Origin of the sequence: Sphingomonas paeninsulae (assembly GCF_003660165.1) — a bacterium.
In the GTDB taxonomy this organism is placed as follows: Bacteria; Pseudomonadota; Alphaproteobacteria; order Sphingomonadales; family Sphingomonadaceae; genus Sphingomonas_O; species Sphingomonas_O paeninsulae.
This window is the reverse complement of the sequence record NZ_CP032829.1, coordinates 62,958-88,164: the sequence shown is the minus strand read 5'-3', so window position 1 is coordinate 88,164 and position 25,207 is coordinate 62,958. Positions and strand designations below refer to the sequence as shown.

General features: G+C 58.3%; 18 protein-coding genes, 1 tRNA gene and 2 pseudogenes. 11 read left to right on the top strand and 10 right to left on the bottom strand.

From position 1 onward, the window contains the following. Positions 1-13 precede the first annotated feature (13 nt). Together tyrS and D3Y57_RS05770 are read left to right on the top strand one after the other, a co-directional pair. A complete protein-coding gene (gene tyrS / locus D3Y57_RS05775; protein WP_121152200.1) occupies positions 14-1,240 on the top strand; it encodes a tyrosine--tRNA ligase in 1,227 nt (408 codons plus the stop codon). 59 nt (positions 1,241-1,299) lie between these two features. Beyond that, entirely contained in the window at positions 1,300-1,641 is a 342-nt protein-coding gene (locus D3Y57_RS05770) for a PilZ domain-containing protein (protein ID WP_121152199.1), read from the top strand. Between the two features lie 17 nt (positions 1,642-1,658). On the opposite strand, the pseudogene recG reads toward D3Y57_RS05770, so the two are convergent. Continuing rightward, a pseudogene (gene recG, locus D3Y57_RS05765) lies at positions 1,659-3,712 on the bottom strand (ATP-dependent DNA helicase RecG). Positions 3,713-3,831: 119 nt separating this feature from the next. Here recG and D3Y57_RS05760 point away from each other — a divergent pair. Together D3Y57_RS05760 and mfd are read left to right on the top strand one after the other, a co-directional pair. Then, complete coding sequence (locus D3Y57_RS05760; RefSeq protein WP_121152198.1) at positions 3,832-4,098, top strand: FAD assembly factor SdhE; 267 nt, start codon at positions 3,832-3,834, stop codon at positions 4,096-4,098. Positions 4,099-4,132: 34 nt separating this feature from the next. Beyond that, positions 4,133-7,585, top strand: coding sequence for a transcription-repair coupling factor (gene mfd, locus D3Y57_RS05755; RefSeq protein WP_121152197.1), 3,453 nt, complete (start codon positions 4,133-4,135; stop codon positions 7,583-7,585). Here mfd and D3Y57_RS05750 read toward each other — a convergent pair. Then, positions 7,536-9,242, bottom strand: a complete 1,707-nt coding sequence (locus D3Y57_RS05750) for a putative bifunctional diguanylate cyclase/phosphodiesterase (protein ID WP_239025947.1) — start codon at positions 9,240-9,242, stop codon at positions 7,536-7,538. The two genes, mfd and D3Y57_RS05750, sit on opposite strands and share 50 nt — an antisense overlap. A gap of 86 nt (positions 9,243-9,328) precedes the next feature. Between D3Y57_RS05750 and moaA the strand changes: the two genes are divergently transcribed. From moaA to D3Y57_RS05735, 3 genes and pseudogenes are all read left to right on the top strand, one after another. Continuing rightward, the gene (moaA, locus tag D3Y57_RS05745) at positions 9,329-10,330 is read left to right on the top strand and encodes a GTP 3',8-cyclase MoaA (protein ID WP_121152196.1); all 1,002 of its coding nucleotides are present in this window, start codon (positions 9,329-9,331) and stop codon (positions 10,328-10,330) included. Next, a pseudogene (locus tag D3Y57_RS05740) lies at positions 10,327-11,102 on the top strand (NAD kinase). The gene moaA and the pseudogene D3Y57_RS05740 overlap by 4 nt, the downstream one beginning before the upstream one ends. A gap of 49 nt (positions 11,103-11,151) precedes the next feature. Continuing rightward, a tRNA-Asn gene (locus D3Y57_RS05735) sits at positions 11,152-11,226 on the top strand. A 197-nt stretch (positions 11,227-11,423) separates the two neighbouring features. Here the strand turns inward: D3Y57_RS05735 and D3Y57_RS05730 are convergent. Next, entirely contained in the window at positions 11,424-11,933 is a 510-nt protein-coding gene (locus D3Y57_RS05730) for a hemerythrin domain-containing protein (protein WP_121152195.1), read from the bottom strand. 251 nt (positions 11,934-12,184) lie between these two features. Between D3Y57_RS05730 and D3Y57_RS05725 the strand changes: the two genes are divergently transcribed. From D3Y57_RS05725 to D3Y57_RS05705, 4 genes are all read left to right on the top strand, one after another. Beyond that, a complete protein-coding gene (locus D3Y57_RS05725; RefSeq protein ID WP_121152194.1) occupies positions 12,185-13,033 on the top strand; it encodes a cupin-like domain-containing protein in 849 nt (282 codons plus the stop codon). A 447-nt stretch (positions 13,034-13,480) separates the two neighbouring features. Continuing rightward, positions 13,481-15,919 carry a TonB-dependent receptor gene (locus D3Y57_RS05715; RefSeq protein ID WP_121155500.1) on the top strand — a complete coding sequence of 813 codons (2,439 nt, stop codon included), beginning with the start codon at positions 13,481-13,483 and terminating at the stop codon, positions 15,917-15,919. Between the two features lie 310 nt (positions 15,920-16,229). Next, positions 16,230-16,367, top strand: coding sequence for an ArsB/NhaD family transporter (locus D3Y57_RS21565; protein ID WP_430739022.1), 138 nt, complete (start codon positions 16,230-16,232; stop codon positions 16,365-16,367). Continuing rightward, a complete protein-coding gene (locus D3Y57_RS05705) occupies positions 16,364-16,687 on the top strand; it encodes a YnfA family protein (protein WP_121152192.1) in 324 nt (107 codons plus the stop codon). The genes D3Y57_RS21565 and D3Y57_RS05705 overlap by 4 nt, the downstream gene beginning before the upstream one ends. Positions 16,688-16,786: 99 nt before the next feature. On the opposite strand, the gene D3Y57_RS05700 is transcribed toward D3Y57_RS05705, so the two are convergent. The 7 genes from D3Y57_RS05700 to secA all read right to left on the bottom strand — a co-directional run bounded on the left by D3Y57_RS05700 (position 16,787) and on the right by secA (position 25,107). Then, positions 16,787-17,146, bottom strand: coding sequence for an RcnB family protein (locus D3Y57_RS05700; protein WP_121152191.1), 360 nt, complete (start codon positions 17,144-17,146; stop codon positions 16,787-16,789). Between the two features lie 153 nt (positions 17,147-17,299). Beyond that, positions 17,300-18,094 (bottom strand): acid phosphatase, encoded by a 795-nt coding sequence (locus D3Y57_RS05695; protein ID WP_162986995.1) that lies wholly within the window; start codon positions 18,092-18,094, stop codon positions 17,300-17,302. A gap of 102 nt (positions 18,095-18,196) precedes the next feature. Then, positions 18,197-20,011 (bottom strand): DUF885 domain-containing protein, encoded by a 1,815-nt coding sequence (locus tag D3Y57_RS05690; protein ID WP_121152189.1) that lies wholly within the window; start codon positions 20,009-20,011, stop codon positions 18,197-18,199. Positions 20,012-20,063: 52 nt separating this feature from the next. After that, positions 20,064-21,527: a flavin-containing monooxygenase gene (locus D3Y57_RS05685; RefSeq protein WP_121152188.1), complete on the bottom strand. Its 1,464-nt coding sequence runs from the start codon at positions 21,525-21,527 to the stop codon at positions 20,064-20,066. A gap of 134 nt (positions 21,528-21,661) precedes the next feature. Then, complete coding sequence (locus tag D3Y57_RS20790; protein WP_239026099.1) at positions 21,662-22,144, bottom strand: TSUP family transporter; 483 nt, start codon at positions 22,142-22,144, stop codon at positions 21,662-21,664. Beyond that, a complete protein-coding gene (locus D3Y57_RS20785) occupies positions 22,033-22,362 on the bottom strand; it encodes a hypothetical protein (protein ID WP_239026111.1) in 330 nt (109 codons plus the stop codon). Before D3Y57_RS20785 ends, D3Y57_RS20790 begins: the two co-directional genes overlap by 112 nt. Before the next feature lie 3 nt (positions 22,363-22,365). After that, entirely contained in the window at positions 22,366-25,107 is a 2,742-nt protein-coding gene (secA, locus tag D3Y57_RS05675) for a preprotein translocase subunit SecA (RefSeq protein ID WP_121152187.1), read from the bottom strand. Between the last annotated feature and the right edge of the window lie 100 nt (positions 25,108-25,207).

The following is a 25,207-nucleotide window of genomic DNA, read 5'->3' as shown; positions in this document are numbered from 1 at the left end:
GCGCCCGCGCGCCATGACAGAATACAAATCCGATCTTCTCCGCCTGCTCGATAGCCGCGGTTATGTCCACCAGGTCACCGATGCCGTGGGCCTCGATGACCTTGCCGCGCGACAGGTCGTGCCCGGCTATATTGGTTTCGATGCCACTGCACCATCATTGCACGTCGGTAGCCTGGTTCAGATCATGATGCTTCGCCGGATGCAGCAAGCGGGTCACAAACCCATCGTTTTGATGGGCGGCGGCACGACAAAGGTTGGCGATCCGTCGGGCAAGGACGAATCGCGTCGTATCCTGACCGATGACACGATCAACGAAAATATCGCCAGTATCCGCCGTGTTTTCGAACGGTTCCTGACGTTCGGCGATGGGCCGACCGATGCGGTTATGGTCAACAATGCCGATTGGCTGGACGCGCTGGAATATGTCCCGTTCCTTCGCGACATCGGCAAGCATTTCACGATCAACCGGATGCTGACGTTCGATTCGGTTAAGCTGCGGCTTGAGCGCGAACAGCCGCTGACGTTCCTCGAATTCAATTACATGATCCTACAGGCCTATGACTTTCTTGAACTGTCGCGGCGATCGGGTTTGCGGTTGCAGATGGGCGGCTCCGATCAGTGGGGTAATATCGTCAACGGCGTTGATCTGACTCGCCGCATCGATGGTACGCCGCTGTTCGGTCTCACGACGCCGCTCATCACGATGGCCGACGGCTCGAAGATGGGAAAGACAGCCAATGGCGCAGTCTGGCTCAATGCCGATGCGCTCAGTGCCTATGACTACTGGCAGTTCTGGCGGAATACTCAGGATGGCGATGTGGGTCGCTTTCTCCGCTTGTTCACCGATCTGCCGATGGACGAAATCGCGCGTCTCGAAGCACTGGAAGGTGCAGAGATCAACGCGGCCAAGAGCATCCTCGCCGATGCCGCAACCGCCCTATGCCACGGAAGCGAAGCCGCCATCGCTGCCGCTGAAACGGCGCGCAAGACGTTCGAGGAGGGGGCGGGAGATGCCGGCCTGCCGCGCCATGCCATTACCGCTCACGTCATCTCGATTGTGGACGCATTGCTCGCCCTGAACCTTGTCGCGTCAAAGGGAGAAGCACGCCGTTTGATCGCGGGCGGAGGCGCACGCATCGACGGAGAGAAAGTCACCGACGAAGCAACGCTGATTGCTCCGGGAGCCGATCCAATCCGCATTTCGGCGGGCAAGAAACTCCATGGTCTGATCTTACGGTAACCGGCGCATTAAGTTTATCGGTTCATCGCCCGCTAGCCACCCATAGCTAAGCGAAAGAGATGGCAACTGCCTCTTACGGACTTACCGAACAGGTCGCTGCTGCCGAACGCAGACGTGCCGAACGGCGTGAGGTCGCGCTGGACACGTTGATGGCGGACCGGGAAGGCCGGACCTTTGCCGTTCGTATCCTGAACCTTTCGGGAGCGGGATTCATGGCTCAAAGCGAATGGCCGTTGTGTGAACGCGCTCCGGTTCGTGTCGATATCCCGACGATCGGATGGCTTCGCGCAGAGATTGTCTGGGTGCTTGGGGACCGTGTTGGCGGCAATTTCCGCGAACCGATCGATGCGGAAGCCTTTGCCACTTTCGTCAAGGTTTTCGGTGAGCATCCAAGAGGCTAACGCCCTGCCCACTCCGTTCACCCCGATCGTAGCAGCACTACCCCAGCATCGCGTTCGAAAAGATAGAGTGCCATCCGAGCGGCCTGTCCTCGTTCGCCATCCAGCCCGCCGTCGCGGTCGACCAACAATCGGGCATCGTCATGTGCCGTTGGTGTCAGCGCCACAATTTGCTCCGCCGTCGCCAATCGGAATCGTGCTTCGCCCGACTGTTTGGTGCCGAGAAGTTCGCCAGCACCCCGAAGCCGCAAATCTTCCTCGGCAATAAAGAATCCGTCGTTCGAATTCTTCATGGTGGCCAGCCGCGCTCGTGCGGTTTCGCTCAGCGAATTGCCCCTGAGCAGCAGACACACCGATCGTTCCGCCCCGCGCCCAACGCGCCCGCGCAACTGGTGCAATTGCGCCAGCCCGAACCGTTCCGCATCCTCCACGACGATAAGCGATGCGTTCGGTACATCCACGCCAACCTCGATCACGGTCGTCGCTACCAAAACGCAAAGTTCGGCCCGCTGAAACGCTGCCATCACGGCATCCTTTTCCGGTCCCTTCATTCGGCCGTGAACCAGTCCGATCCGTTCTCCGAACCGTAGCTTTAATGACGCAGCCCGCGCCTCTGCTGCCCCCGATCGGCCATTTCGGTTTCTTCGACCAATGGGCACACCCAGAACGCCTGTCCGCCAGCTTCGATATGCCGACCCAGCCCTTCGACCACCTCGTCAAGACGATCCCCGGCAATCACCCGCGTCTCGACCGGCGTTCGCCCCGGCGGCATTTCGTCGATCCGGCTGACATCCATCTCGCCATAATTCGTCAGGGTCAGCGTGCGCGGGATCGGCGTTGCGGTCATCACCAGCAGATGCGGCGGGCGCTCGGCCTTCGCGGTTAACAACATGCGCTGCGCAACGCCGAATCGGTGCTGCTCGTCCACCACGGCCAGCCCGAGCCGTTTATAGGCGACGGCCTCCTGAAATATAGCATGCGTTCCGATAAGGATGTCGATCGACCCGTCGGCCAACCCCATCAACGTCGCCTCACGCACCCGCCCCTTGTCGCGCCCGGTCAGTATCGCGATCCGCACGGGCAGACCGGACATCATTGTCTGTAGGTTGGCAAAATGCTGCCGAGCCAAAATCTCGGTCGGAGCTAGCAAAGCCGCCTGCGCCCCCGCCTCGACTGCAATCAGCATCGCTTCAAGCGCAACCAAAGTCTTACCCGACCCGACATCGCCCTGAAGCAATCGCACCATCGGCGTGGCCTGCGCCATATCGCCCTCGATCTCACCCATTACCCGCCGCTGCGCGCCAGTCGGCGCATAGGGCAGGCGCAAAGCATCGCGATGACGACCGTCACCCGTCAGCGGCGTTCCCCGGCGCTTTCGTGTGGAGGCGCGCACCAGCATCAAGGCTAACTGGTTGGCAAACACCTCGTCATAGGCAATCCGCTCGCGCGCAGCCGCATCGTCGGGGGTATGGTGCGCGGTCGCAACCCCCTCTCGCCAGGCCGGCCAGCCTTTCGAAGCAAGCAGCCCCGGCTCGATCCATTCGGGTAGTTCCGGCGCGCGCGAAATCGCCTGTTCGGCCAGCTGCCCCAGTCGCCGCGCTGTCAGCCCTTCTGACAGCGGATACACCGATTCCTTCAAGGCAATTGCATCATCCGGTGCCAAGATTTGGTCGGGGTGAACGATCTGTCGCTCCTGCCCGTATATCTCCAGCTTGCCGGAAATCAGCTTCGGCTCACCGATCGGCAACAGCTTGCGTGCATAACCCGTATGTGCGCCGAAATACGTTAGACTCAGATAGTCGCCCGCGCCATCGACAGCTTGAATCCGCAACGGCCCGCGCGATCCGTTCTGCTTGTATTCGACTGGTGTCACCACGATGACGATATTCTCGCCCGGCACCGCATCGTCCAGCCGATCGACCTTCGCGCGGGTTACCGTTCCGGTTGGCAAATGGAACAGGACATCAACCACGCGCTCCAGTCCTAGACGCGCCAGAGGCTTGGCAATGCCGGCACCAACGCCCTTCAGCGCCTCGACTTCGGCGAATAGCGGATTGAGGAGTTCGGGTCGCATGGTTAGGGGAGGCCCTTACTCCGCTTGGCTGAGCCTGTCGAAGCCCTGTCCTTCTTTTAGCGAAAAAGCAGGGCGGCCCTTTGACAGGCACAGGGAAGTGGTCACTTGAGGAACAAGATTTGGACCGTGAAATCCGCCTGAAACGCCTGCGCTTTCGTAGCTGGCATCGCGGCACGAAAGAGGCCGATCTTATGGTCGGCGGATTCTACGACAAGTTTTCCGCGGGCTGGAATGACGAAGAGATCACCTGGTTCGAAGCCTTGATGCACGAGGAGGATGTCGAAATCATGGGGTGGGCGATTGGCACCATGCCTGTCCCTGAACGCGCATCCGGGCCGATGATGATCGCCATGCAGAAACTGGATTATATCGCGGTGGAAAAGTGAACCGTCGCATCCTCGCCTCAAAAATATTGAACACATGACCGAAATCTTCCGCATCACCACGGCAAAATCGCCCCTGACTCTATCAGGTACCCCCACTGGATTCCTGCCGTGGCTGTTGACCGACCTTGCCCGTGCCGCTCCCAAACGTGCGGTGTTCATTGCTGCCGATGAAGCCGAAATGCGCGGGATCGCCGATGCCGCATCGTGGTTCGCCCCAGAGATCCAGGTTATCAACTACCCTGCATGGGACTGCTTGCCCTACGACCGCGCCTCCCCGTCGCTGCGCGTCACCGCTGAACGTCTCGCTGCACTGTCCGCATTACAGGCGAAATCCACTGGCCCCCAGCTCCTGCTGACCACGGTCAACGCCGCTACCCAGCGTACCCTCACGCCCTTCCGCCTCCGCTCGCTAGTCGCGACGCTGGCCCCCGGTGAACGCATCGACCGCGAATCGCTGGCCCAGTTGCTTCAGGCCAACGGCTATATCCGTAGCGAAACCGTCGCCGATTCGGGTGACTTCGCTGTGCGCGGCAGTTTGGTCGATCTGTTCCCCAGCGGCATGGCCCATGCTCTGCGCCTCGACTTCTTTGGCGACGAGATTGAAAGCGTCCGCACCTTCGACCCCGCCGATCAGCGCACCATTGAACGCATCGACGGCTTCACTCTTCTGCCCGCCTCCGAATCGCTGCTCGATGAAGACTCGATCAAACGTTTCCGCAGCCGCTACCGCGAAACCTTCGGTGCAACCGCCACCGGTGACCCATTGTATCAAGCGATCAGCGATGGTCGACGCCTCGCCGGAATGGATCACTGGCTCCCACTGATCGAAGAAAAGCTCGGTACGCTGTTCGATCACCTCGGCGCCGACGATATCATCGTTCGCGACGCAGGCAGCGGCGGCGCGGCAGAGGCTCGCTTTGAATCCATCACCGATTACCACGCCAACCGTGTCCGCGCCGCGTCGTCCGACCCCGGCAGTTATCGCCCGCTGAAACCCGAATCGCTCTATCTGACGTCGGCTGAATGGACTGCCGCGCTTGATAGCCGCCGCGTCCACCTTGCCACTCAGTTCCGCGAACCGCCTTCCGACAAGGTACTGGATTTCGGTATCGAAGGTGCTCGCGATTTCGGCCCCGAACGCAGCCGCTCCGAAAACGTCTATGAGGCGCTGGCTGACTATAGGAAATCCATCGGCAAAACCGGTCTTGTAATAGCCAGCTATTCCAACGGCTCGCGCGACCGCTTGTCTGGCCTGCTCGCCGAACACGGCCTCGGTAATCAGGCGCTGGCCGACGGCTGGCAGGACGCTCAGGGGATCGCCGCAAAGGGTCAGGTTGCGCTCGCCGTCGTTCCCCTTGACCACGGCTTCGTCGCGCCATCCATCGTCATCGTCACCGAACAGGATTTGCTCGGTGACCGCCTCGTCCGCCGTGCCAAGCGCAAGAAAAGTGCCGATGCCTTTTTGTCCGAACTGGCTGCGATGTCGCCCGGCGACCTCATGGTTCATCGGGATCATGGCATCGGTCGCTATGAGGGGCTGACCTCGATCCCGGTCGGAAAATCGCCTCATGATTGCGTCGCGCTGACCTATGCTGGCGGCGACAAATTGTTCGTGCCGGTCGAGAATATCGACGTCCTGTCACGCTATGGTTCGGCCAGCGATGTAGCCCAACTCGACCGTCTCGGCGGTGAAGCATGGCAGCGCCGCAAGGCCACCATGAAGGAGCGTATTCGCGCCATCGCGGGTGATCTTATCCTCGTCGCCGCTGAACGCGCGCTGCGGGCTGCCGATGTCATGACTCCGGACGCTGCATATAACGAATTCGTCGATCGCTTTCCCTATCAGGAAACCGAAGATCAAGACCGCGCAATTGCGGACATCATCGAAGACCTTGGCTCGGGCAAACCGATGGACCGCCTCGTTTGCGGCGATGTCGGGTTCGGCAAAACCGAAGTCGCGCTTCGTGCTGCATTCATTGCGGCGATGAGTGGACAGCAAGTGGCTCTGGTCTGCCCAACAACTCTGCTCGCCCGTCAGCATCACAAAACCTTCGTTGAACGCTTCCAGGGCTTCCCTTTGAAGGTTGGCCGCCTCTCACGTCTCGTTCCCGGCACCGAAGCAACGAACACTCGAACTGGTCTTGAGGACGGCACCCTCGACATCGTCATCGGCACTCACGCCATCCTCGCGAAATCGGTCGTATTCAAACGCCTCGGCCTTGTAATCGTCGATGAAGAACAGCGGTTCGGCGTGACCCACAAGGAAAAGTTGAAGGCGCTCAAGACCGACGTCCACATGCTGACCCTGACCGCGACGCCCATCCCGCGCACGCTGCAAATGGCGATGTCGGGCCTGCGCGAACTGTCAGTTATTCAGACCCCGCCGGTCGATCGCCTCGCCGTCCGCACCTATGTCATGCCTTGGGACCCGGTCGTGCTGCGAGAGGCTTTGCTCCGCGAACATTATCGCGGCGGGCAGAGTTTCTTCGTTACCCCGCGCATATCCGACCTGCCCGATATCGAGGAGTTCCTGCTAAAGGAAATCCCCGAAATCCGTGCCGTCACCGCACATGGGCAGATGTCGCCAACTCAGGTCGAAGAACGGATGTCGGCCTTCTATGATCGCAAATACGACGTGCTGCTCTCCACCACGATTGTCGAATCCGGCCTCGACATCCCAAGCGCGAACACGATGATAATTCACCGCGCCGACCGCTTCGGTCTGGCCCAACTCTATCAGCTTCGCGGTCGCGTCGGACGATCCAAAACCCGCGCCTATGCCTATATGACAACAGGCAAGGACCGCTCGATGACCGAGGGTGCAGAGAAACGCCTGAAGGTCTTGAGCGATCTCGACACCCTCGGCGCTGGCTTCCAATTGGCAAGCCACGACCTCGACATTCGTGGCGCAGGCAATCTTTTGGGTGACGAACAGTCCGGCCATATCCGCGAGGTGGGTTTCGAATTGTACCAATCCATGCTCGAAGATGCGATTATGGACGCGAAAGCGGGAGGCCTTGTTGCCGCGCGCAAGGCGGACCTGTCGCCGCAGATCACCGTCGATGCCCCGATCCTAATCCCGGAGGATTACGTCCCCGACCTTGATCTTCGCATGAGCCTGTATCGCCGAATCAACGAACTCGACAATCAGATGGCAATCGAAGCCTTCGCAGCAGAGATTATCGACCGCTTCGGCCCGCTGCCGGACGCGACCGAAAACCTGCTGACACTGATGGCGATCAAGCTGAACGCTCGCACCGCGGGCATCGCCAAGATCGACGTCGGCCCACGCGGTGCGTTGGTCAGTTTCTGGGAGGAAGGTTTCTCGAACGTCTCTGGCCTGCTCAATTATGTCGAGCGATTGAAGGGTGTGGCAAAGCTGCGTCCCGACAGCAAACTCGTCATCGCCCGCGAATGGAACGACCCGAAGTCCCGCCTTAACGGGGCGCTGCAATTGTCGAAAGGCTTGGCAAAGATCGCTGTGTGACGAGGTCGGCCAGCGCGCCCACACCCAGTGGAACCGCGCACAGGAAACCCTGATAATAATTGCATCCCTCGCGTGCCAGCAGGGTCAGTTGTTCTTCGGTTTCAACACCTTCGGCGATTACAGCCAAGCCCAGAGACCGCGCCATGTCGATTACGCCGCGCACCACGATCCTGTCGCGTGCCGTGCCCGTAATGTCCTGCGCCAGATGCTTGTCGATCTTCAGATAATCCAGCGGCAGCGCCTTCAGATAGGCCAGACTGGAATATCCCGTCCCGAAATCGTCGATCGCGACCCGGCAACCGCTGGCGCGCAAAGTCGCGAGCAACGCCGCTGCTGCCGCCAGATCGTCGATCAGCCCGTTTTCGGTAATTTCCACGGTGAGCCGATCACGCGGAAAGCCAGTTTCGTCGATCATCGCGAGAAAGGTATCGGCAAACCCCGGCCTTGCGATATCTTCTGCTGTGACGTTCACCGACAAGCGCAGGCTCTGCAAAACTTCGGGCCATGCCGCGGCTTTCATCGCCGCCCTTCGCTGCACATGGGCCGACAGCGCCGTCAGATAGTCCGAACGCTCGGCGACCGAAAACAATGTCTCGGCTCCCAATTCTCCGTGCTGAGGATGCTGCCATCGTGCCAAAGCCTCGACGCCGACAATTTGGCCGTTCGTGACCGAAACCTGCGGCTGAAACAATATGTCGATTTCGTTATTGTCCAGCGCGCGGCGCAGATCGGTTTCCAGCCCCGCATCGAACAGCGCAGTCCCCTCGTCCTGTGCACTCAACACCCGGACCGCAACATCATCGTCCCGTGCCGCTGTCAGCGCGACCTGAGCACGGCGCAGCACGTCGCTTTCAAGGTCGCCAGCCCGCGTATCGACAATCCCGATAGAGGCACCCAGCGCGACGAAGTGATCGCCAGCCATGAACGGCCGCTCGATTTGGACGACGATCCTTTCGGCCAGTGCAAGCCGGTCGCTCAATCCCATTGGGCCGGGGATTACAATGAAATCGGTGCCTCCCGACCGCGACACGATCGCCTTGCCGCCGGACATCTCTTTGGCAACCGAGGCAATCCGCCGCTCCACTGCCACCAGCAAGTCATCGCCCGTCTGTCGCCCGAATGCCGCGTTGATCGCGTCAAAGCGTTTTAGACCGATAAGCATAAGTGCCGTCGGATTTGCGGATAATTCAGACTGAATCGATCCTGACGGCTTTTCCAGATCCAGCATCGCCTTGTTTGAACGGCTTGGGGACTCGACGCCCCGCCGACCCCCAGCGCGCGCCAGCCGCTCGATCTGCCGCCCCGCCAACAGAAGTGCTGAGTCCATCATTTCGATATCGAACGGCTCGCCGACGATCTGGGTGGCACCGGCCTCAAAAGCAGCAGCGGATTTCGAGCTGTCGGAAATAATCGCGACGAAGGCTCCGCGCGCCGTCTCAAGCGCTTTGGCAATCGCCCCCAGCTTCGGCGGCATTTTCTTCCGCAGATCAATGAGCATTATCTTTGGCATGCCAGCTAACGCGCCACTCGGGGCTTCAAACTTCCACCCAAGCTTCACCAGCGCTTCGAACCGGGGATCGTCGGACACAGCTGCAAAGGCGAAGCCCACGGGCGTTTCCCGCAGTTCGCTCGCTCTCTGTGCGTTTCCCTGCTTCAAAATCATCCCCTTTGCGAACCCGTTGCTAGCCGTTCGCTCGCGCGCCGCCAATTGCTATCGGCAGTTGAGCGCCTTACCTGTCTAGCATGTTGGAGAGCATTAGTCGGACAGCAGGTTTACGGGACGGCTTCGGTCGTGGGATCGACTATGTTCGCCTGTCCCTGACCGATCGCTGCGATCTGCGTTGTCGTTACTGCATGGCAGAGGACATGACGTTCCTCCCGCGCTCCGAAATTCTCACGTTGGAAGAAATCGTAGAGCTTGCGCGCAGGTTCGTCGATCGAGGGGTAAAGCGCATTCGGCTAACCGGCGGCGAGCCGCTTGCCCGGCGCGGTGCGGTTCAGGTTGCGACCGAGATCGGCAAGCTGATCGGTCACGGCCTCGACGAAGTCACGATGACGACCAATGCCACTCGCCTGCGCGAACACGCCCCTGCCCTGCGTGCAGCGGGCATTGAGCGCATGAATGTCAGCCTCGACACGCGCGACCCGGCCAAATTCCGTCACATCACCCGTCATGGCGATGTCGCACAGGTGCTTGACGGTGTTCAGGCAGCGCGGGATGCGGGCATCAGCGTCAAGATCAATATGGTCGCGCTGAAAGGCCTGAACGAGGACGAGATCGAACCGATGCTCATCTGGTGTGGAGAGCAGGGTTATGGTTTGTCACTGATCGAGACGATGCCGCTCGGGGTGATCGAAGAAGACCGGACAGATCGTTTTCTTTCGCTCACGGTCGTCAAGGATCGGCTCGACGCAAAATATGCGCTTTTGCCAAGCGCCAAGCGGACCGGCGGTCCCGCCCGATACTGGTCGATTCCAGAACTCGGCGCGACGCTGGGCCTGATTTCACCACTCACACGTAATTTCTGCGAAGGCTGCAACCGCATTCGCGTTTCTGCATCAGGACAGCTTTATATGTGCCTAGGCCACGAAGACCGCGTCGATCTGCGCGAAGCACTCCGCTCCGACGATCCTGCGCTGTTGGATAATGCGATCGACCGTGCGCTCGGTGCCAAGCCAAAGGCACATGATTTTCACATCGGCACGCCAGCGACCGAACGTCACATGAGCGTGACTGGCGGATGATTGCCGAGCCAAAGCGCGCACTGCTCGTTTCCCCCACCGACGCTGCAGAGGAGGCCGCAGCGTCCCTGCGCGCACGCAGGGACTGGGTGGACGTGAAGGAAGCGGATATGATCGTCGCACTGGGGGCGACGGTTTTCTGCTTCAGACGCTCCACGCGATGCTTGAGGATCGCCGTATCCTGCCAGTCTTCGGCATGAATCTCGGTACTGTCGGTTTCCTGATGAACGAGTGGCGGGAAAAGCGCCTCGACGAGCGAATCGAAAATGCCAAGCTGTTCAACGTCACGCCATTGCGAATGGAAGCGGAAACGATCGACGGTCAGCGAATCTCGCTCCCCGCGATCAATGAAGTCTCGCTCCTGCGTGAGACTCGCCAGACGGCAAAGCTTGAGGTTGAGGTGAATGGGCGCGTTGTCCTGCCAGAACTGGTCTGCGACGGTGTTCTGGTCGCGACACCGGCCGGGTCGACCGCTTATAATCTTTCGGCGCATGGACCGATTCTTCCGCTTGGTTCGGCGTTGCTGGCCCTGACACCGATCAGCCCATTCCGCCCCCGTCGCTGGCGCGGTGCGATTCTGCCCGAATCGGCAGTTATAAAATTCCGTGTTCTCGATCCGGTAAAACGCCCGGTTTCTGCCGTAGCCGACCAGCGCGAAGTCCGTGATGTCTCGACCATTACGGTGTCGATTGACCGTCCATCGACGTTAAAATTGCTGTTCGATCCGGAACATGCGCTCGATGATCGCATCGCGATGGAGCAGTTCATCGTCTGATGGGTTGCATCTTGATGGAGGCGTGCTAGGAGCGCGCCTCCGTTAGTGTTCCCCGGTAGCTCAGCGGTAGAGCATTCGACTGTTAATCGAATGGCCGCCTGTTCGAATCAGGCCCGGGGAGCCAGCGGTGCCTTGTAAGGCATCGATAAAAAGATTTTCCGAAATGGGAAAATCTGCGTCGCCGAAATGCTCCGCCAACGGGGCAGACGCATCGGTAAAAGTCCGAAAGCGCTTTTAAGGGAACCCGGCAACCGATTCCGGGGTATTCGCCGCGGCGAGGAAGTCTAACCTTCGATCAGGCAAAGCTTACGGGCGAAGACCTCAGTGAGTCTCGACCCATTTCTTCGGGTCTTTGTCGATGGGTACGACGCCATCGACATTGGTCGTCTCGAACGAGATGAATGACACGGCAAGATCATGGCGAAGTGCCAGCGGCGCCAATCTGCGAAATTCAGTGAGGCCCTCGCGCTCCTCTTCCGCCATATGGTCACCGTTCGCCTTATTCGCGGCGGCGACCGCTTTGAACCAGGCTTCGGTTCCGTTGATTTCGCTTTCCACCGCGGCCACGGCATCCCGGATTTCATTGTGATCCTTGATCGCGTCGAGCGATTCGTCTTCTACTTCTTCGGTCCGGTTCGCCTTCCGGCCAACGCGCATCAGCGCAGGATAAAAAAAGCGCTCCTCGGTTTCGGCGTGAACCTCGAGAAAGGCCGACAAGCGCCGCCAGACGGCGGCGAGACTTACCGTATCACTTTTGTCGATCTGCTCGAGGATGGAGAACAGCCGACGCTGCTCATGATGGTCGTCAAGAATGAGTTGGGTGATATCCATAGGTCTTATACTCCGGCAGCGGCGACTGGTGGACGCAAGGCTATACCCAACCGGTTATAGGCGTTCATCAGCTCAATCGCGACCGAAGATTGGCCAGATCCTTTTCGGGATGGCCGCAGCCGCCATATCGTCTCAATCCGCGTGGACCCTATAATTTGTCAACGCTTTCCAGATATGAGTATCGCGCAATAATAAACGGCAGTGCAATTTATCAATAATATTGAGTAACTAGCACGTTAAGGATTAATCCGATGCGCAATAAAGCATTCCCTACGGCCAGCATTGAAGATTTTAAGCAATGCTACCCCGATTCAATCTTAAAGCTTAAGCATGATTTTTTAGATCACCCGCTGATGGAAATTCCGGAACTGCTCGCGTTGAGCGAGAGGCTGCCCGCTTCGGTCATCGAGCACAATATTGGTGCACTTCCAATCGGTATTGGCCAGCACGAGGTTCCCAAACACTCCCTCTCGGTTCTTGAAACCATCGCCTCTATCGAAGAGAGCGCGTCGTGGGCGGTTCTTAAAAATATCGAGCTTGACCCCACCTACAGGGCACTCCTGCACGATGTTCTCTCCGAAATCCGCCCAGCCGTTGAAGCTATCACCGGCCCGATGCTGAACCTCGTCGGGTTCATCTTCATTTCGTCGCCAAATTCGGTCACACCGTTCCACAGCGATCCCGAATACAATATTCTGCTGCAAACCCGCGGCGAGAAGACAATGACCCTTTTCTCAGGAACCGATGAATCGATCATCCCGGCTCAGTTTCACGAAATCTATCACACGGGCGGTCCGCGAACGGTTCTTTGGAAGGATGAGTTTGAGGCAAAGGGCAAATCGGTGACACTCCGCGCCGGGGATGCAATCTATGTACCGCTCAAATGGCCGCATTACGTGAAGAATGGATCGGAGGTATCCATCTCGCTCTCGGTGACCTGGCGTTCGCGCTGGAGCTATGCTGAGGCGGACACGCGGGCATTCAACAAGATACTCCGTAATTTCGGGCTTAATCCTGCGCCGCCCCGTCCCCTGCCGCATCGCAATGTGGCAAAATCTACGGCCTGGCGGGCTCTGCGCAAGGTTGGCGTACGCTTATAGAACGTCAACTCAACACCAAAGGATCGCGCCGGAGTTCAGCCAAGATCTCGTTGCTGTTCTTGATGTCGGCACGGTACACGAAGAGTTCAACTGCGCACCAGCCAGCATCGGCTACGGTTCGGGACATTATGGTAGCGTACGAAATCGGGAGACATGACGATGCCCGATCAGATGCAGCGCCGTGCTGACGGTTGTCGGGGGCGTCCATATCGCGCCCGGCATCAAGATGCGCAGCCATGCTGATGCGTAAACAGGGTCGAAAACGACCCCAAGCCATCCTGGCAGTTGCCTGACCGCGCCAGTCACCCACTCATTTACGCCTCCGGAGCAGATCACCTGTTCACGAAATCGATAACGGCCCAAAATGCTTAGCCGACTTCGACTCCGATTCTCTTTGACAACGCCATATGTCGAGGTGGATACATAAAAGAAAAATGGAGGATGGTTATGGGGACTTCTCACAAGTTTCTGGCCGGATCTGTTGGCATTGCGGCGATGGTCGCGGGCCAGGCGGCTCATGCACAAGTGGTGCAATCCCAGAGCGCGGATACGCAGGCCGCAGCCAGCAGGAGCTCGGCCGTTGGCGTTGGCGATATCATCGTTACCGCGAATCGCCGTGAAGAACACCAGCAAGACGTGCCCATCTCGATCACGGCCTTCTCCAGCGAACGGCTTCAACAGCAGGGCATCACCAAAGCTCAGGATCTTGCGGCGAGCGTGCCATCGTTGGTGGTGGGCGCCAACGGCCAGGCGTCCCGCGATACGCAGACCTTCACTCTTCGTGGTCAAGGCGCTACTTTCCAGGCGTCGCCCGGCGTCGTCGTGTATATGGCCGAGGTGCCGCTGCCCGCCCCGATCACGCTCAGCCAGCAGGGCGGACCGGGCAATTATGTCGATCTCGAAAGTCTACAGATTCTCGCCGGGCCGCAAGGCACGCTGTTCGGGCGCAACACGACCGGTGGCGCAGTTCTGCTCGTGCCACACAAACCAACCAACGAACTGTCCGGATCGGTATCCGCGCAGTACGGCAACTATAACGACAATGAATTCGAAGGCATGCTCAACGTGCCCGTCGTGGATGATAAGCTGCTGGTTCGCGTTTCCGGCGCCTATCACGATCGCGATGGATACACGCGCGATGTGACGTACAACCGGAATCTCGATAACGTGCACTGGTACACGGGTCGCATCGGTATCACGTTCCGGCCCAGTTCGAACTTCGAAAACTACCTGATGGCCTATGGCACCTATTCGGATAACAACGGCACAGCCCTGATCAATAAGGGCTTCAACATTCCCCTTTTAAATAGTTACGGTTTGTGCGGCGTTCCGGGGCAGGTTCCCTGCAGCTATTATAGCGGCCTCACCGCACAGGCGAACGCGCTGGGGCCACGTGCAGAAGCACCCGGCGTCCTCCAGGGTCAGACGACCCGTACTTGGGGAGTTGTGAACACGTCGCGGGTAAATCTCACCGACGAACTGTTGGTGCGCAACATCATCAGCTATCAGGCATTCAAAAGTAACTATTATTATGACGGCGACGGCACCACGGTGCAACAATATGACTCGTCGCTGCCGAGCAACTCGCTGCCGCGTGATGACCTCAAGGAGTTCACCGAAGAACTCCAGTTGCAGGGCACCATGCTCGACAATCACCTGACGTTTACGGTCGGCGGCTTCTATTATAACCAGAGCCCCGCAGGTGAAATGGGCGTCAACTCGATCGTCTTTTGCCCAGCCGCCTACACGGGCTTTTGCCCTCAGACCGTCTCCAGTGTTGCGGTAGCGAATAAATCGAAGGCGATCTACGCGCAGGGCACGCTCGATTTCGGCGCTCTTTCTCCTTCACTCGAAGGGCTGCGGCTAACCGCCGGCTATCGTTATACCTGGGATACAATCAACGGCACCGCTTATTCCTATAACGTGTCCAGGACGGTCCCCGGCGCATTTACCTGCGTGTATAATGGCGCGACTGTCCTGACCGATCCGGCGACAGGTTGTACTTTTTCCGCTAAACTGCACAGCAAGGCACCAACCTGGACTGCCGGCCTCGATTACAAACTTGTGCCGCACGTCTTGCTCTACGCAAAGGTGGCGCGCGGTTACAAGGCGGGCGGGTTCAATTCCTATGCAGTCCGCACGACAACCGAGACGTTCAATCCCGAATATGTCACAGACTATGAAGGCGGCATCAAATCCGACTTCCACTTGGGCAATATACCGACGCGCTTCAATGCAAACTATTATTTCCTAAACTATTCCAACATCCAGAAGGCAACGGGCGACTATAATCCGTTGACCAACGCCAGCGGCGCGGCTGTCAATCCCGCTAAGGCTCATGTTCAGGGTATCGAAGTGGAGGCGGCGATTCGTCCGATCCCACAAGTGGAAATCGGCGGCAATTTCAGCTACACTAATTTTAAGTACACCCAGTATTTGGTCCCTGCCAATGGGCTTCCGGACTGCACCGGCACCACTCCTGCACCCGGCACGTTATCCAACATAAAGTGCCTGCCCGGTCAGTATGTCGCGCCCTATATCTTCAGCGTACACATGGCGGTAAACAAGGAGTTGCCGGGTACGATGGGTGCCCTGTCGTTCTTCGTGAACTACGCGCACACCTCGTCCCAGAATACCGAAGCTGTCGTGCTTCCCGCTCTCCAGCCAGGTTCGATCCTGGCCGGATATGGTCTGCTCAATGCTTCTCTCGACTGGAAGAACATCAGCGGGACAGGCATTGATGCCGGTGTCTTCGTAACCAACGCGACGGACAAACTCTATCGGATCAGTAACTCCGACGTAAACCAGTCGCTGGGGATTTGGGCAACGATGTATGGCGAACCGCGCATGTACGGGATGCGCCTGCGTTTCCACTTCGGTGTATGACACCAAGCGAGGATGTGTGACGGGGGACGCTGCCAGCCGAACCTCGTACATCTCACACGCTCAGTAATGCTCGGCGTATCTCGTTCACTGAATAGACTTGCGACCGGAGAGAACTGACTCGGCGATCTCACCGCTATGCTGCTGGCGTCCTATATCGCGACAAGGCAACGCTCGCGTTTGTCATGGCGGTGGGCGCACTGTCGATCGAGGCAACACATGCGACCGGGGCGATCAGGGAAACCATGACCTACGCCACGTCCTCGGCCATGACCTCGATCCTAAAATCACCCCGATCGGATCGCTTGCAACATTGCTCTGGCTGCATGTCTTTGGACAGAAGGGCATCAAAATTGGCTGGGGCTATTATTTCAAGGTGGGCGTGCCACTGACGGTTCCAGTGCTGCTCATCATCCTTGCCGCAATGACTATAAGGGTCAACATCATATGACCCCAATTGTCTATCTGGCGGCTGCGATCGCAGAAATCGGTGGGTGCTTTGCTTTCTGGGCGTGGTTGCGCCTCGCCAAATCACCCCTCTGGATCATGCCCGGTGTGGTGTCCCTGATGATGTTTGCGTGGCTGCTGACGCGCGTAGACAGCGAAGCCGCCGGTCGCGCCTATGCGGCTTACGGGGGCGTCTATATCTGCGCGTCGCTGGCATGGCTGTGGGCTATCGAAGGTATTCGTCCTGACCGCTGGGACATCGGTGGTGCCGGTCTTTGTCTTATCGGTACATGCATCATCCTCATGGGACCACGTACCGTCTGATGCATCCATCCCTCTTCGCCCTTGGGAAAGAAGTCGGTCGGACCAGTGTGGCAGGCGATGCTGTGTTGAGACAAGGCCGCCCCAAGGGCGGCCCTTACCTTAATAACCGCGATTGTTGTTGGCGATCACCGAAGCGATAATCCCGGTCGCGATAGCCGCAAGAACGACATCGCCATTGTTGGACCGGTAGTAGCGATAGCCACGAGGCGGCGCGCGATAGCCATAGCGGCGATAATCACTCACATAGGCACCATCGCCCCGATAGCGTTGGCCGCGCGCATAGCGACCGTAGTTGCCGCGATCATGACCCCCTCGCCCACCGTTATAGCCGCCCCGGTTGCCGTGGCCGTCGCGGCTCTGATGCTGGCTTCGGCCGTCATCGCGCCGGTCCTGCGCTGAAGCCATTGGGCCAGTCAACATCACGGCAAGCGCGGTGGTTACAGCGAGAATATGTTTCATCGGTTCTCTCCTTTTCGCTCAGAAACGAGGAATCCCAGCCTTAAGTCGAACGGCCGAGACGGACTGCGGGCCCGCTTGATTGTAGCGCGATCACCGCGATCGTGAACCCATAATCGAGAACGTCCGCCGGTGATGGTTTGGCGAGCGGCAAAACTACCACGGCCGCGTAACCGCGTTCGCCTCCATCTTGCAGATAGCTTCCGACGGCTTGCTGCCCTGCACGGTCGCCAATTCCCTGGCTGCGGCGGTGAAGTCGCTCTGAAACGCGGGCACGCTGTGCAGCGCTGCTACGATGGTCCCGGCCACATTGCGCCCCGCCTCGATATCGCTGACCGTGTGAACGCCGCATACGACCCGGCTTTCGCCATAAATGCGTGCGCGCGTCATGATCGCCACGGCGCGATCGGGCATTAGTTCAGAGAGCACCAGACCCTGCGCCCAACCGAAAGCCGAGTGACCCGACGGATAACCAAAGCTCCCCTCGATCCTCGCATCGCCCGGCGTGCAGATCGGATCGGTCGTGCCAATGAACGGGCGCTGCCGTTTGAAAAGCATTTTCGGCTTGCTGGTTGCAAGACCAGCTTCGCTTGCTGTCGTAAACAGCAGCTTGGTAACGGCGGGCGCCTTTGCAATGTCGATCCGCTTTCCCATTGCACAGGCAAAGTCATCCATCAGGGCTTGTGCGCCGATCACGGCATCGCTGGTGGCAAGAGCAAAACGCTCGGTGCCCGCCAATGCTCTCGTCTCACGATAGACCTGACGGTCGCGGACGTCGGACGGCGAACCCGCTTGCGGGGGGCCACCAATAACGGTCGTCATGTCGGGGACGGCATCCGGGGCAAAATAACCGGGAGGATATGGCGAAGGTTTTTGCGCGATTGCCGATGCGCCCGCCATCAAAATGGCAAATCCACATGAAATCCGTATCGCAATCTGCTGCTTCGTCATCTTTTGCCCGTATGTTACCGAATTGTGACGGTGATCGAGCAAATCATGCGTCGAATCAATCGATTCTCAGATTGGCTTGACTACCGTTCGAGCCACCAAGGGCTATTTTGCCTTGGTGGCGGCAATCCACCGATCGATCTTTGCCTCCAGCACGTTCATCGGCAGCGCCCCCGACATCAGCACCTGTGCATGGAATTCGCGCACGTCGAACTTTGGCCCCAACGCCGCAACGGCCTTTGCCCGCAGCCGCTGGATCGTCAGCGCGCCGATTTTATAAGCCAGTGCCTGGCTCGGGATCGCGATATAGCGCTCGACCTCTGCGGTGGCGTCGCTTTTCCCCATCGCCGAATTGTCGAGCATATAGGCAATCGCCTTGTCGCGTCCCCAGCCCTGCGCATGGATGCCGGTGTCCACGACCAGCCGCATCGCGCGCAGGATCTCGTCGTTCAAATGCCCGTAATATTGATTGGGGTCGGTGAAGAGGCCAAGTTCTTTGCCAAGGCTCTCGGCATAGAGCGCCCATCCCTCGACATAGGCGGTGTTTCCCCCAAACCGCTGGAACGCAGGCAGGTTCGTATTTTCTTGCGCAAGGCTGATCTGAAAATGATGCCCCGGACGTCCTTCATGCAGGAACAGGGTTTCATAGCCCCAGGTGAACCGTGATGGCAGGTCATAGCTGTTGTAAAAGAATACCCCCGGTCGCGAACCGTCAGGCGTGCCCTGCTCATATGATCCGCCAGCGTCGGTCTTTTCCTTGTAAGCCGGGACCGGCCGAATCTCGAGCGGCGACTTCGGTATGGTGTCGAAATCGCGCGGGATCGTCGCAGACAGGCGTTTGTCGATCGCGAAGAACTCGTCGCGCATCGCCGCCGCCGACTTGGGCGCGAATTTCGGATCGGTCCGCATATATTCGAAGAACTGGGCCAGCGTCCCCTTGAAGCCGACCTGCGCTTTCACCTTTTCCATTTCGGCATGGATACGATTAACTTCGGACACGCCCAGCGCATGGATCGCCTCGGGAGTCATGTCCGTCGTCGTCGTCTGCGCCACGAGATAGCGATAATAAGCCGGACCACCCGGCATCTGGCCCAGCCCTACGGTCTCACGCGCCTTTGGCAGATAGTCGGTCTTGATAAAGTCCCTCAGCCGGGCATGAGCGGGGATCAACTGATCGCGAATGAACTTTGCATAAGCAGTTTTCAGCCTCGCCTGATCACCAGATGAAACATCTGCGGGAAATTTGGTAACAGGCTTGTAAAATGTCGATCCCTCAACCCCCTGGGCAATCAGGGCGTCAAGCTGATCGACGACATTTTGCATGACCAGTTTCGGATTGGTAACGCCATCGGCCAGCCCCTCGCGCATCCTCTCAATCGTGCGGTCGAGATAGGTGACATATCCTGCCAGTCGGACGAGGTTATTGTCATAATCGGCGACTGTCTTGAACGGAGCTGCCCCTTCACCCGACGACAAATCGGGCATGAATGTCTGGAACCCGGAAAAATGATCGACCGGTCGATCCGTCGCAGTGCGCAGCAGTGCCGGATCGAACCCGCGCAACGCCATCTCGGTCTGATATTTGAAGACGTCATATGAAATCAGATCGTCGGCATTCAGCTTTGACCGATCGATAGACTTCAACGCTGCAAGGTCGGCTTCACTCGCGGCTTTTTCGCGCGAATAATATTGATCGGTGATGAAATCGCCGAACTGGCCCCCGAAACGCGTGTCCCCACGGTACAGCGCGAACAAGGGGTTCCGCTTCAATTGCGCTTCATCACTGTCCGCGAATATCTTGCGCAGCTTTGCACTTTCGGCGGATACAGAAGCTGTCGAAGCAGCGGTCTGGGCCGATGCAATAACGGGCGTGAGCAGGGCGGCGGAAACGGTCGATAGGATCAAAATACGCAGGCGCATGAGGACTCTCCCAATGGATATGCCCTGTGTGCTAATCCACTAATACACCCTGTCAAGCAGCCTTTGCACGCGCGGGATTTGAAAACTTCAGCGTACCATCATCGATCTTGCCAAACTTCAGGGCCATCAGGTCACGAAAGTAATTCTGGTGCAACTTCCACGGCTTTTTGGACCCCTGCTTGGGCAATATATCGGCAGCACGAGTGACATATCCGCTTGAGAAATCGAGGAATGGCTCCTCTGTTATATTCGGGTCATTGCGTCGTGGCGTCGCAACCGTAACACCCCGTCGGTCCATATAATTCAGCACGCGACATACGTAATCGGCGGTCAGGTCCGCCTTCAGAGTCCAGGACGCGTTGGTATAACCAAATACGTAAGCGATGTTCGGCACGTTGCTGAACATCATGCCCTTATAGGCCATCGTCTTGCTCACATCGACCGCGACGCCATCGACTGTCAGCACGACGTCACCAAGCGTGTTCATCTTTAGTCCCGTGGCTGTCACAATGACGTCGGCGGTCAATTCCCGGCCCGACGCCAGCCTGATCCCATCTGGCGTAAAAGTGTCGATCGTATCCGTGACGACCTCCGCCTTCCCCGCTCGAATTGCCCTGAACAGATCGCCGTCAGGCACGGCACATAGCCGTTGATCCCAGGGATTATACCTGGGCGTGAAATGCGTATCCACGTCGTAATCCGGCCCCAGCTGATCGCGGACCATCCCGATCAACCGCTGTTTGAATGCCACCGGCTTTTTCCGCGCGAGCCTAAAAAAGAACGATCCCAACAGGACATTTTTCCAGCGTGTCAGACCGTAAGCGATCTGCTCGGGCAAAAACCTCCGCAGCCGTATCGCCGTCACGTCTTTCTCCGGACGTGATGCAACATAGGACGGTGATCGCTGCAACATCGTGACATGAGCACCCAGATCGGCAAGCGCTGGGACCAGCGTCACTGCCGTCGCCCCGCTGCCGATGACGGTGATATTCATGCCGTCATAGTGCAGATCGTCGGGCCAGAACTGAGGATGGACGATACGCCCCGCAAAGTCCGCCGCACCCGGAAAGTCGGGGTTATGCCCCTCCGCATAGCTGTAATAGCCGCTGCACATTATCACGAACGCCGCGGTCAGCGTTGCCGCCTTGCCACCCTGCTCTACCCGCACGGTCCATAACGCATCAGACGAAGACCATTCGGCCCGCAACACCCGGCATCCATAGCGGATGTGCTGTTCGATCCCGTTCTCTTGCGCCGTCTCCCGAACATAGCTCAGGATCGTGGGACCATCGGCGATCGACTTGTCGTCCACCCACGGTTTGAACCGATATCCCAGTGTATGCATATCCGAATCCGACCTGACGCCGGGGTATCGGAACAAGTCCCATGTGCCGCCACTCGTCGCGCGCGCTTCGAGGATGGCGTAATGCTTGCCCGGACAGTTTTTCTGCAAATGCCAGGCGGCACCGATACCCGAAAGGCCCGCGCCGACGATCAGGACGTCCAGATGTTCCATGTGTCCCGATCTCTCTCAACCCAAAGTCATTAAAGCTAAGTCGCGTTCTGGACTGCCGACGAATTGACGTTTACGTCAACCGGAGAAACTCTGCCATAGCAACCGTATGGATACGTAAAGGATCAGCGCGGCGGTTAGTCTGCGGAGCCATACCGGCGGCAATATCTGAACGCCGGCCCGGCTTCCGATCTGTCCCCGATCAGTACCGCAATCGCCAGCGGCCAGTACGCGACCACTGGCTGCAAAACCGTCATTCCGCCCTGTGCGATCTTGCTTAATTGTCCGCCAAGTCCTGCGATCGAATTGGCAAGGATAAACACCGACGCACTGGCTGCCACGCGCTTGGTCTTGTCCCATCCAATCAGGTGTAACACCGGAGCAAGGAATATTCCGCCACCGATGCCGACGATTCCCGATAACAGGCCCAGCGGCGCAGCAAGCAGCGGCCCGATCACCGGATACCGAGTGTTTTCGCTTATGACATCTTCACGCGGCGGTCGCTGGATCAGCAGTACAATGCCTGCCACGAACAGCGACCCTCCCAGCAGCAGTACGAACAGCGCCTTTGAAACGGGCAAGGCGCCCCCGATCCACGCCGCAGGGACAGAGACAGCCAGCAGCGGCCACAACCGCCGCCACGGCACCAGTCCGGCCCGTGCAAAGCGGATGCTGCCCCCGTCGCGACGATCAGATTGCAGACCAGCGCGATAACCGGGAAAATCCGGTGATCGACGCCCGCCAGTACCAGCAGCGCATTATAGGTTGATCCGCCCGCAAACCCTACCGACGCATACAGCAGCGCGGTTCCGAAAAACGCGACTGCCAGCGTCAGCATGACTTACAGCGCCCCGTGGCAATGTTTGTATTTTTGTCCCGAACCGCAAGGGCACGGCGAATTGCGGCTGACGCGACCTTCCCATTCCGCCGGGTCCATTCCCAAAGTTTCCTCGGGATCGGGCTGGACGATCTGCATCGGCGGCAGGCGCGTCGTGATGAAACCGTAACCCCCGCCTGCATCAGTGTCCGCGCTATCGTCATCGCCGCTCAGCGCATCGAAATGCGTGGTAAAGATGTCCGGCATCTGCGGCAGATCGGTCGGTGGATTGAACCCGAATTGCGCATGAGCCAGAACCTTCGTCACATCCTCGCGGATCGCTTCGAGCATCCGTTCGAACAGCACGAATGCCTCACGCTTATACTCATTGATTGGCGTTTTCTGGGCATAGGCGCGCAAATGGATAACCTGTCGCAGCGCATCCAGCGTCGCCAGATGCTCTTTCCAGTGATGGTCGAGGTTTTGGAGCATGATGCTCTTTTCGACCGAGATCCACGTCTCAGGGTCAAGGTCGTCGGACTTCGCCGCAATAGAAGCGTCGGCGGCCTCCTGAATGCGATGCTCCAACTTCTCGGCATCGATACCTTCCTCGGCCACCCAATCGGCAAGCGGCAGGTCCAGACCAAGGATATCGGTCACCCGAATGTCCATCGCCTCGACATCCCATTGCTCGGGATAGCTGTCCGGCGGGCAGGCATCGGCCACGATATTATTGACTGTTTCCGCACGCATATCGACGACAACATCGTCCACCGTATCGGCATCCATGATGTCCGAACGCTGCTCATAAATGACCTTACGCTGGTCATTCATCACGTCATCATATTCGACGACCTGTTTACGAACGTCATAATTGCGCGCTTCGACCTTTTTCTGCGCGGTTTCGATCGCTTTTGACAACCATTTCGACCCAATTGCCTCCCCGTCGGGGATATTATTGTTCATCATTTTCGAAAACATGGTGTCAGGACCAAAGATTCTCAGCAGGTCATCGTCTAGGCTAAGGTAGAATCGCGACAGTCCCGGATCGCCCTGACGGCCCGAACGCCCGCGCAACTGGTTGTCGATACGACGGCTCTCGTGGCGCTCGGTACCCAGTACGAACAGTCCGCCCGCAGCCAACACCTTCGCCTTGTCCTCCGCGACCTCGGCCTTGATCTTCGCAATCGCGGCAACCCGCTCCGGTCCATCGGGCATCTCTGCCAGTTCATCACCAACGCGGAATTCCACGTTGCCGCCCAATTGAATATCCGTACCACGACCCGCCATATTCGTCGCGATCGTCACCGCACCCAGGCTACCAGCCTGCGCCACGATATGCGCTTCCCGCTCATGGAAACGCGCGTTCAGGACTTCATGCTTCACGCCTTCCTTGGTCAGGAACTCGCTCAGCAATTCGGACTTTTCGATCGATACCGTGCCGACCAGAACTGGCTGCCCAATCTTTGCCTTCTCGGCAATCGACTTTGCAATCGCGGCAAATTTGTCGGTTGTGTTCTTGTAGAACTCGTCTTCCTCATCGATGCGCTGGACCGGAACATTGGTCGGGATCGTCACCACGTTCATCTTGTAGATGTCGAAGAATTCAGAAGCTTCGGTCGCTGCCGTACCCGTCATGCCGCTCAGCTTCGGGTACATACGAAAAAAGTTCTGGAACGTGATCGATGCCATCGTCTGATTCTCAGGCTCGATCGCCACGCCTTCCTTGGCCTCGACCGCTTGATGCAGTCCGTCGGACCAGCGTCGCCCGTCCATCATGCGCCCGGTGAATTCATCGATGATGACGATCTTGCCGTCCTTCTCGATATAATCGGTATCGCGCCTGAACATCACGTTCGCCCGCAGCGACTGGTTCAGGTGATGGACGACCTGTGTATTTTCGATGTCGTACAGGTTGTCGCCTTCCAGCAACCCCGCATCCTCCAGCATCCGCTCGGCCTTTTCGGTGCCGTCCTCGGTCAGGATGATCGACTTCTGCTTCTCATCCTTCTCATAATCTTCCGCCGTGAACTGCTTCACGACTGCATCGACCAGCATATAAAGTTCGGACTTGTCGTCGGTTGGCCCCGAAATAATCAGCGGCGTCCGCGCCTCATCTATCAGGATTGAATCGACCTCATCGACGATGCCGAAATTGAACGGCCGCTGCACCATCTGGCCGCGATCGTATTTCATGTTGTCGCGCAGATAATCGAAGCCGAACTCATTGTTCGTCCCGTAAGTTATGTCCGCCGCATAAGCCTCGCGCCGGTTGTCTTCACCGATATCGGGAATGACGACGCCCACGGTCAACCCGAGGAAGCGATAGACCTGCCCCATCCACCCAGCATCGCGTTGTGCCAGATAATCGTTAACAGTTACGACGTGAACGCCATCCCCAGGCAACGCGTTCAGATAACACGCGAGGGTTGCGACCAGCGTCTTTCCCTCACCCGTCCGCATTTCGGCAATCTCGCCGCGATGCAGGACGATGCCGCCGATCAACTGCGTATCGTAATGGCGCTGACCCAATGTCCGCGAAGCCGCCTCGCGCACCGTCGCAAAGGCTTCGGGCAACAGATTGTCGAGCTTCTCACCTTCGGCCAGCCGTGTGCGGAACAGCACAGTTTGATTGGCGAGTTCAGTGTCGGTCATGACCGAAATGGTCGGTTCGAAATCGTTGATCTTGGCAACGATCGAACCGAGCGATTTGACGTAACGATCGTTCGACGACCCGAAAATGGCCTTGGCAATACCGCCGAGCATAGGAAATTCCTGTGATTTAGAGAGAGCCGACCACATGGGGACCGGACAAAATATTGCTGAAATTAGCGTTATATTCGGCCCGTCGAAACGAGCGGAGACG

Coding starts and splice junctions, on each gene's coding strand:
- tyrS (WP_121152200.1), top strand. CDS start 14: ATGACAGAATACAAATCCGATCTTCTCCGCCTGCTCGATAGCCGCGGT.
- D3Y57_RS05770 (WP_121152199.1), top strand. CDS start 1,300: ATGGCAACTGCCTCTTACGGACTTACCGAACAGGTCGCTGCTGCCGAA.
- mfd (WP_121152197.1), top strand. CDS start 4,133: ATGACCGAAATCTTCCGCATCACCACGGCAAAATCGCCCCTGACTCTA.
- moaA (WP_121152196.1), top strand. CDS start 9,329: ATGTTGGAGAGCATTAGTCGGACAGCAGGTTTACGGGACGGCTTCGGT.
- D3Y57_RS05730 (WP_121152195.1), bottom strand. CDS start 11,933: ATGGATATCACCCAACTCATTCTTGACGACCATCATGAGCAGCGTCGG.
- D3Y57_RS05725 (WP_121152194.1), top strand. CDS start 12,185: ATGCGCAATAAAGCATTCCCTACGGCCAGCATTGAAGATTTTAAGCAA.
- D3Y57_RS05715 (WP_121155500.1), top strand. CDS start 13,481: ATGGGGACTTCTCACAAGTTTCTGGCCGGATCTGTTGGCATTGCGGCG.
- D3Y57_RS05705 (WP_121152192.1), top strand. CDS start 16,364: ATGACCCCAATTGTCTATCTGGCGGCTGCGATCGCAGAAATCGGTGGG.
- D3Y57_RS05700 (WP_121152191.1), bottom strand. CDS start 17,146: ATGAAACATATTCTCGCTGTAACCACCGCGCTTGCCGTGATGTTGACT.
- D3Y57_RS05695 (WP_162986995.1), bottom strand. CDS start 18,094: ATGACGAAGCAGCAGATTGCGATACGGATTTCATGTGGATTTGCCATT.
- D3Y57_RS05690 (WP_121152189.1), bottom strand. CDS start 20,011: ATGCGCCTGCGTATTTTGATCCTATCGACCGTTTCCGCCGCCCTGCTC.
- D3Y57_RS05685 (WP_121152188.1), bottom strand. CDS start 21,527: ATGGAACATCTGGACGTCCTGATCGTCGGCGCGGGCCTTTCGGGTATC.
- D3Y57_RS20785 (WP_239026111.1), bottom strand. CDS start 22,362: ATGCTGACGCTGGCAGTCGCGTTTTTCGGAACCGCGCTGCTGTATGCG.
- secA (WP_121152187.1), bottom strand. CDS start 25,107: ATGCTCGGCGGTATTGCCAAGGCCATTTTCGGGTCGTCGAACGATCGT.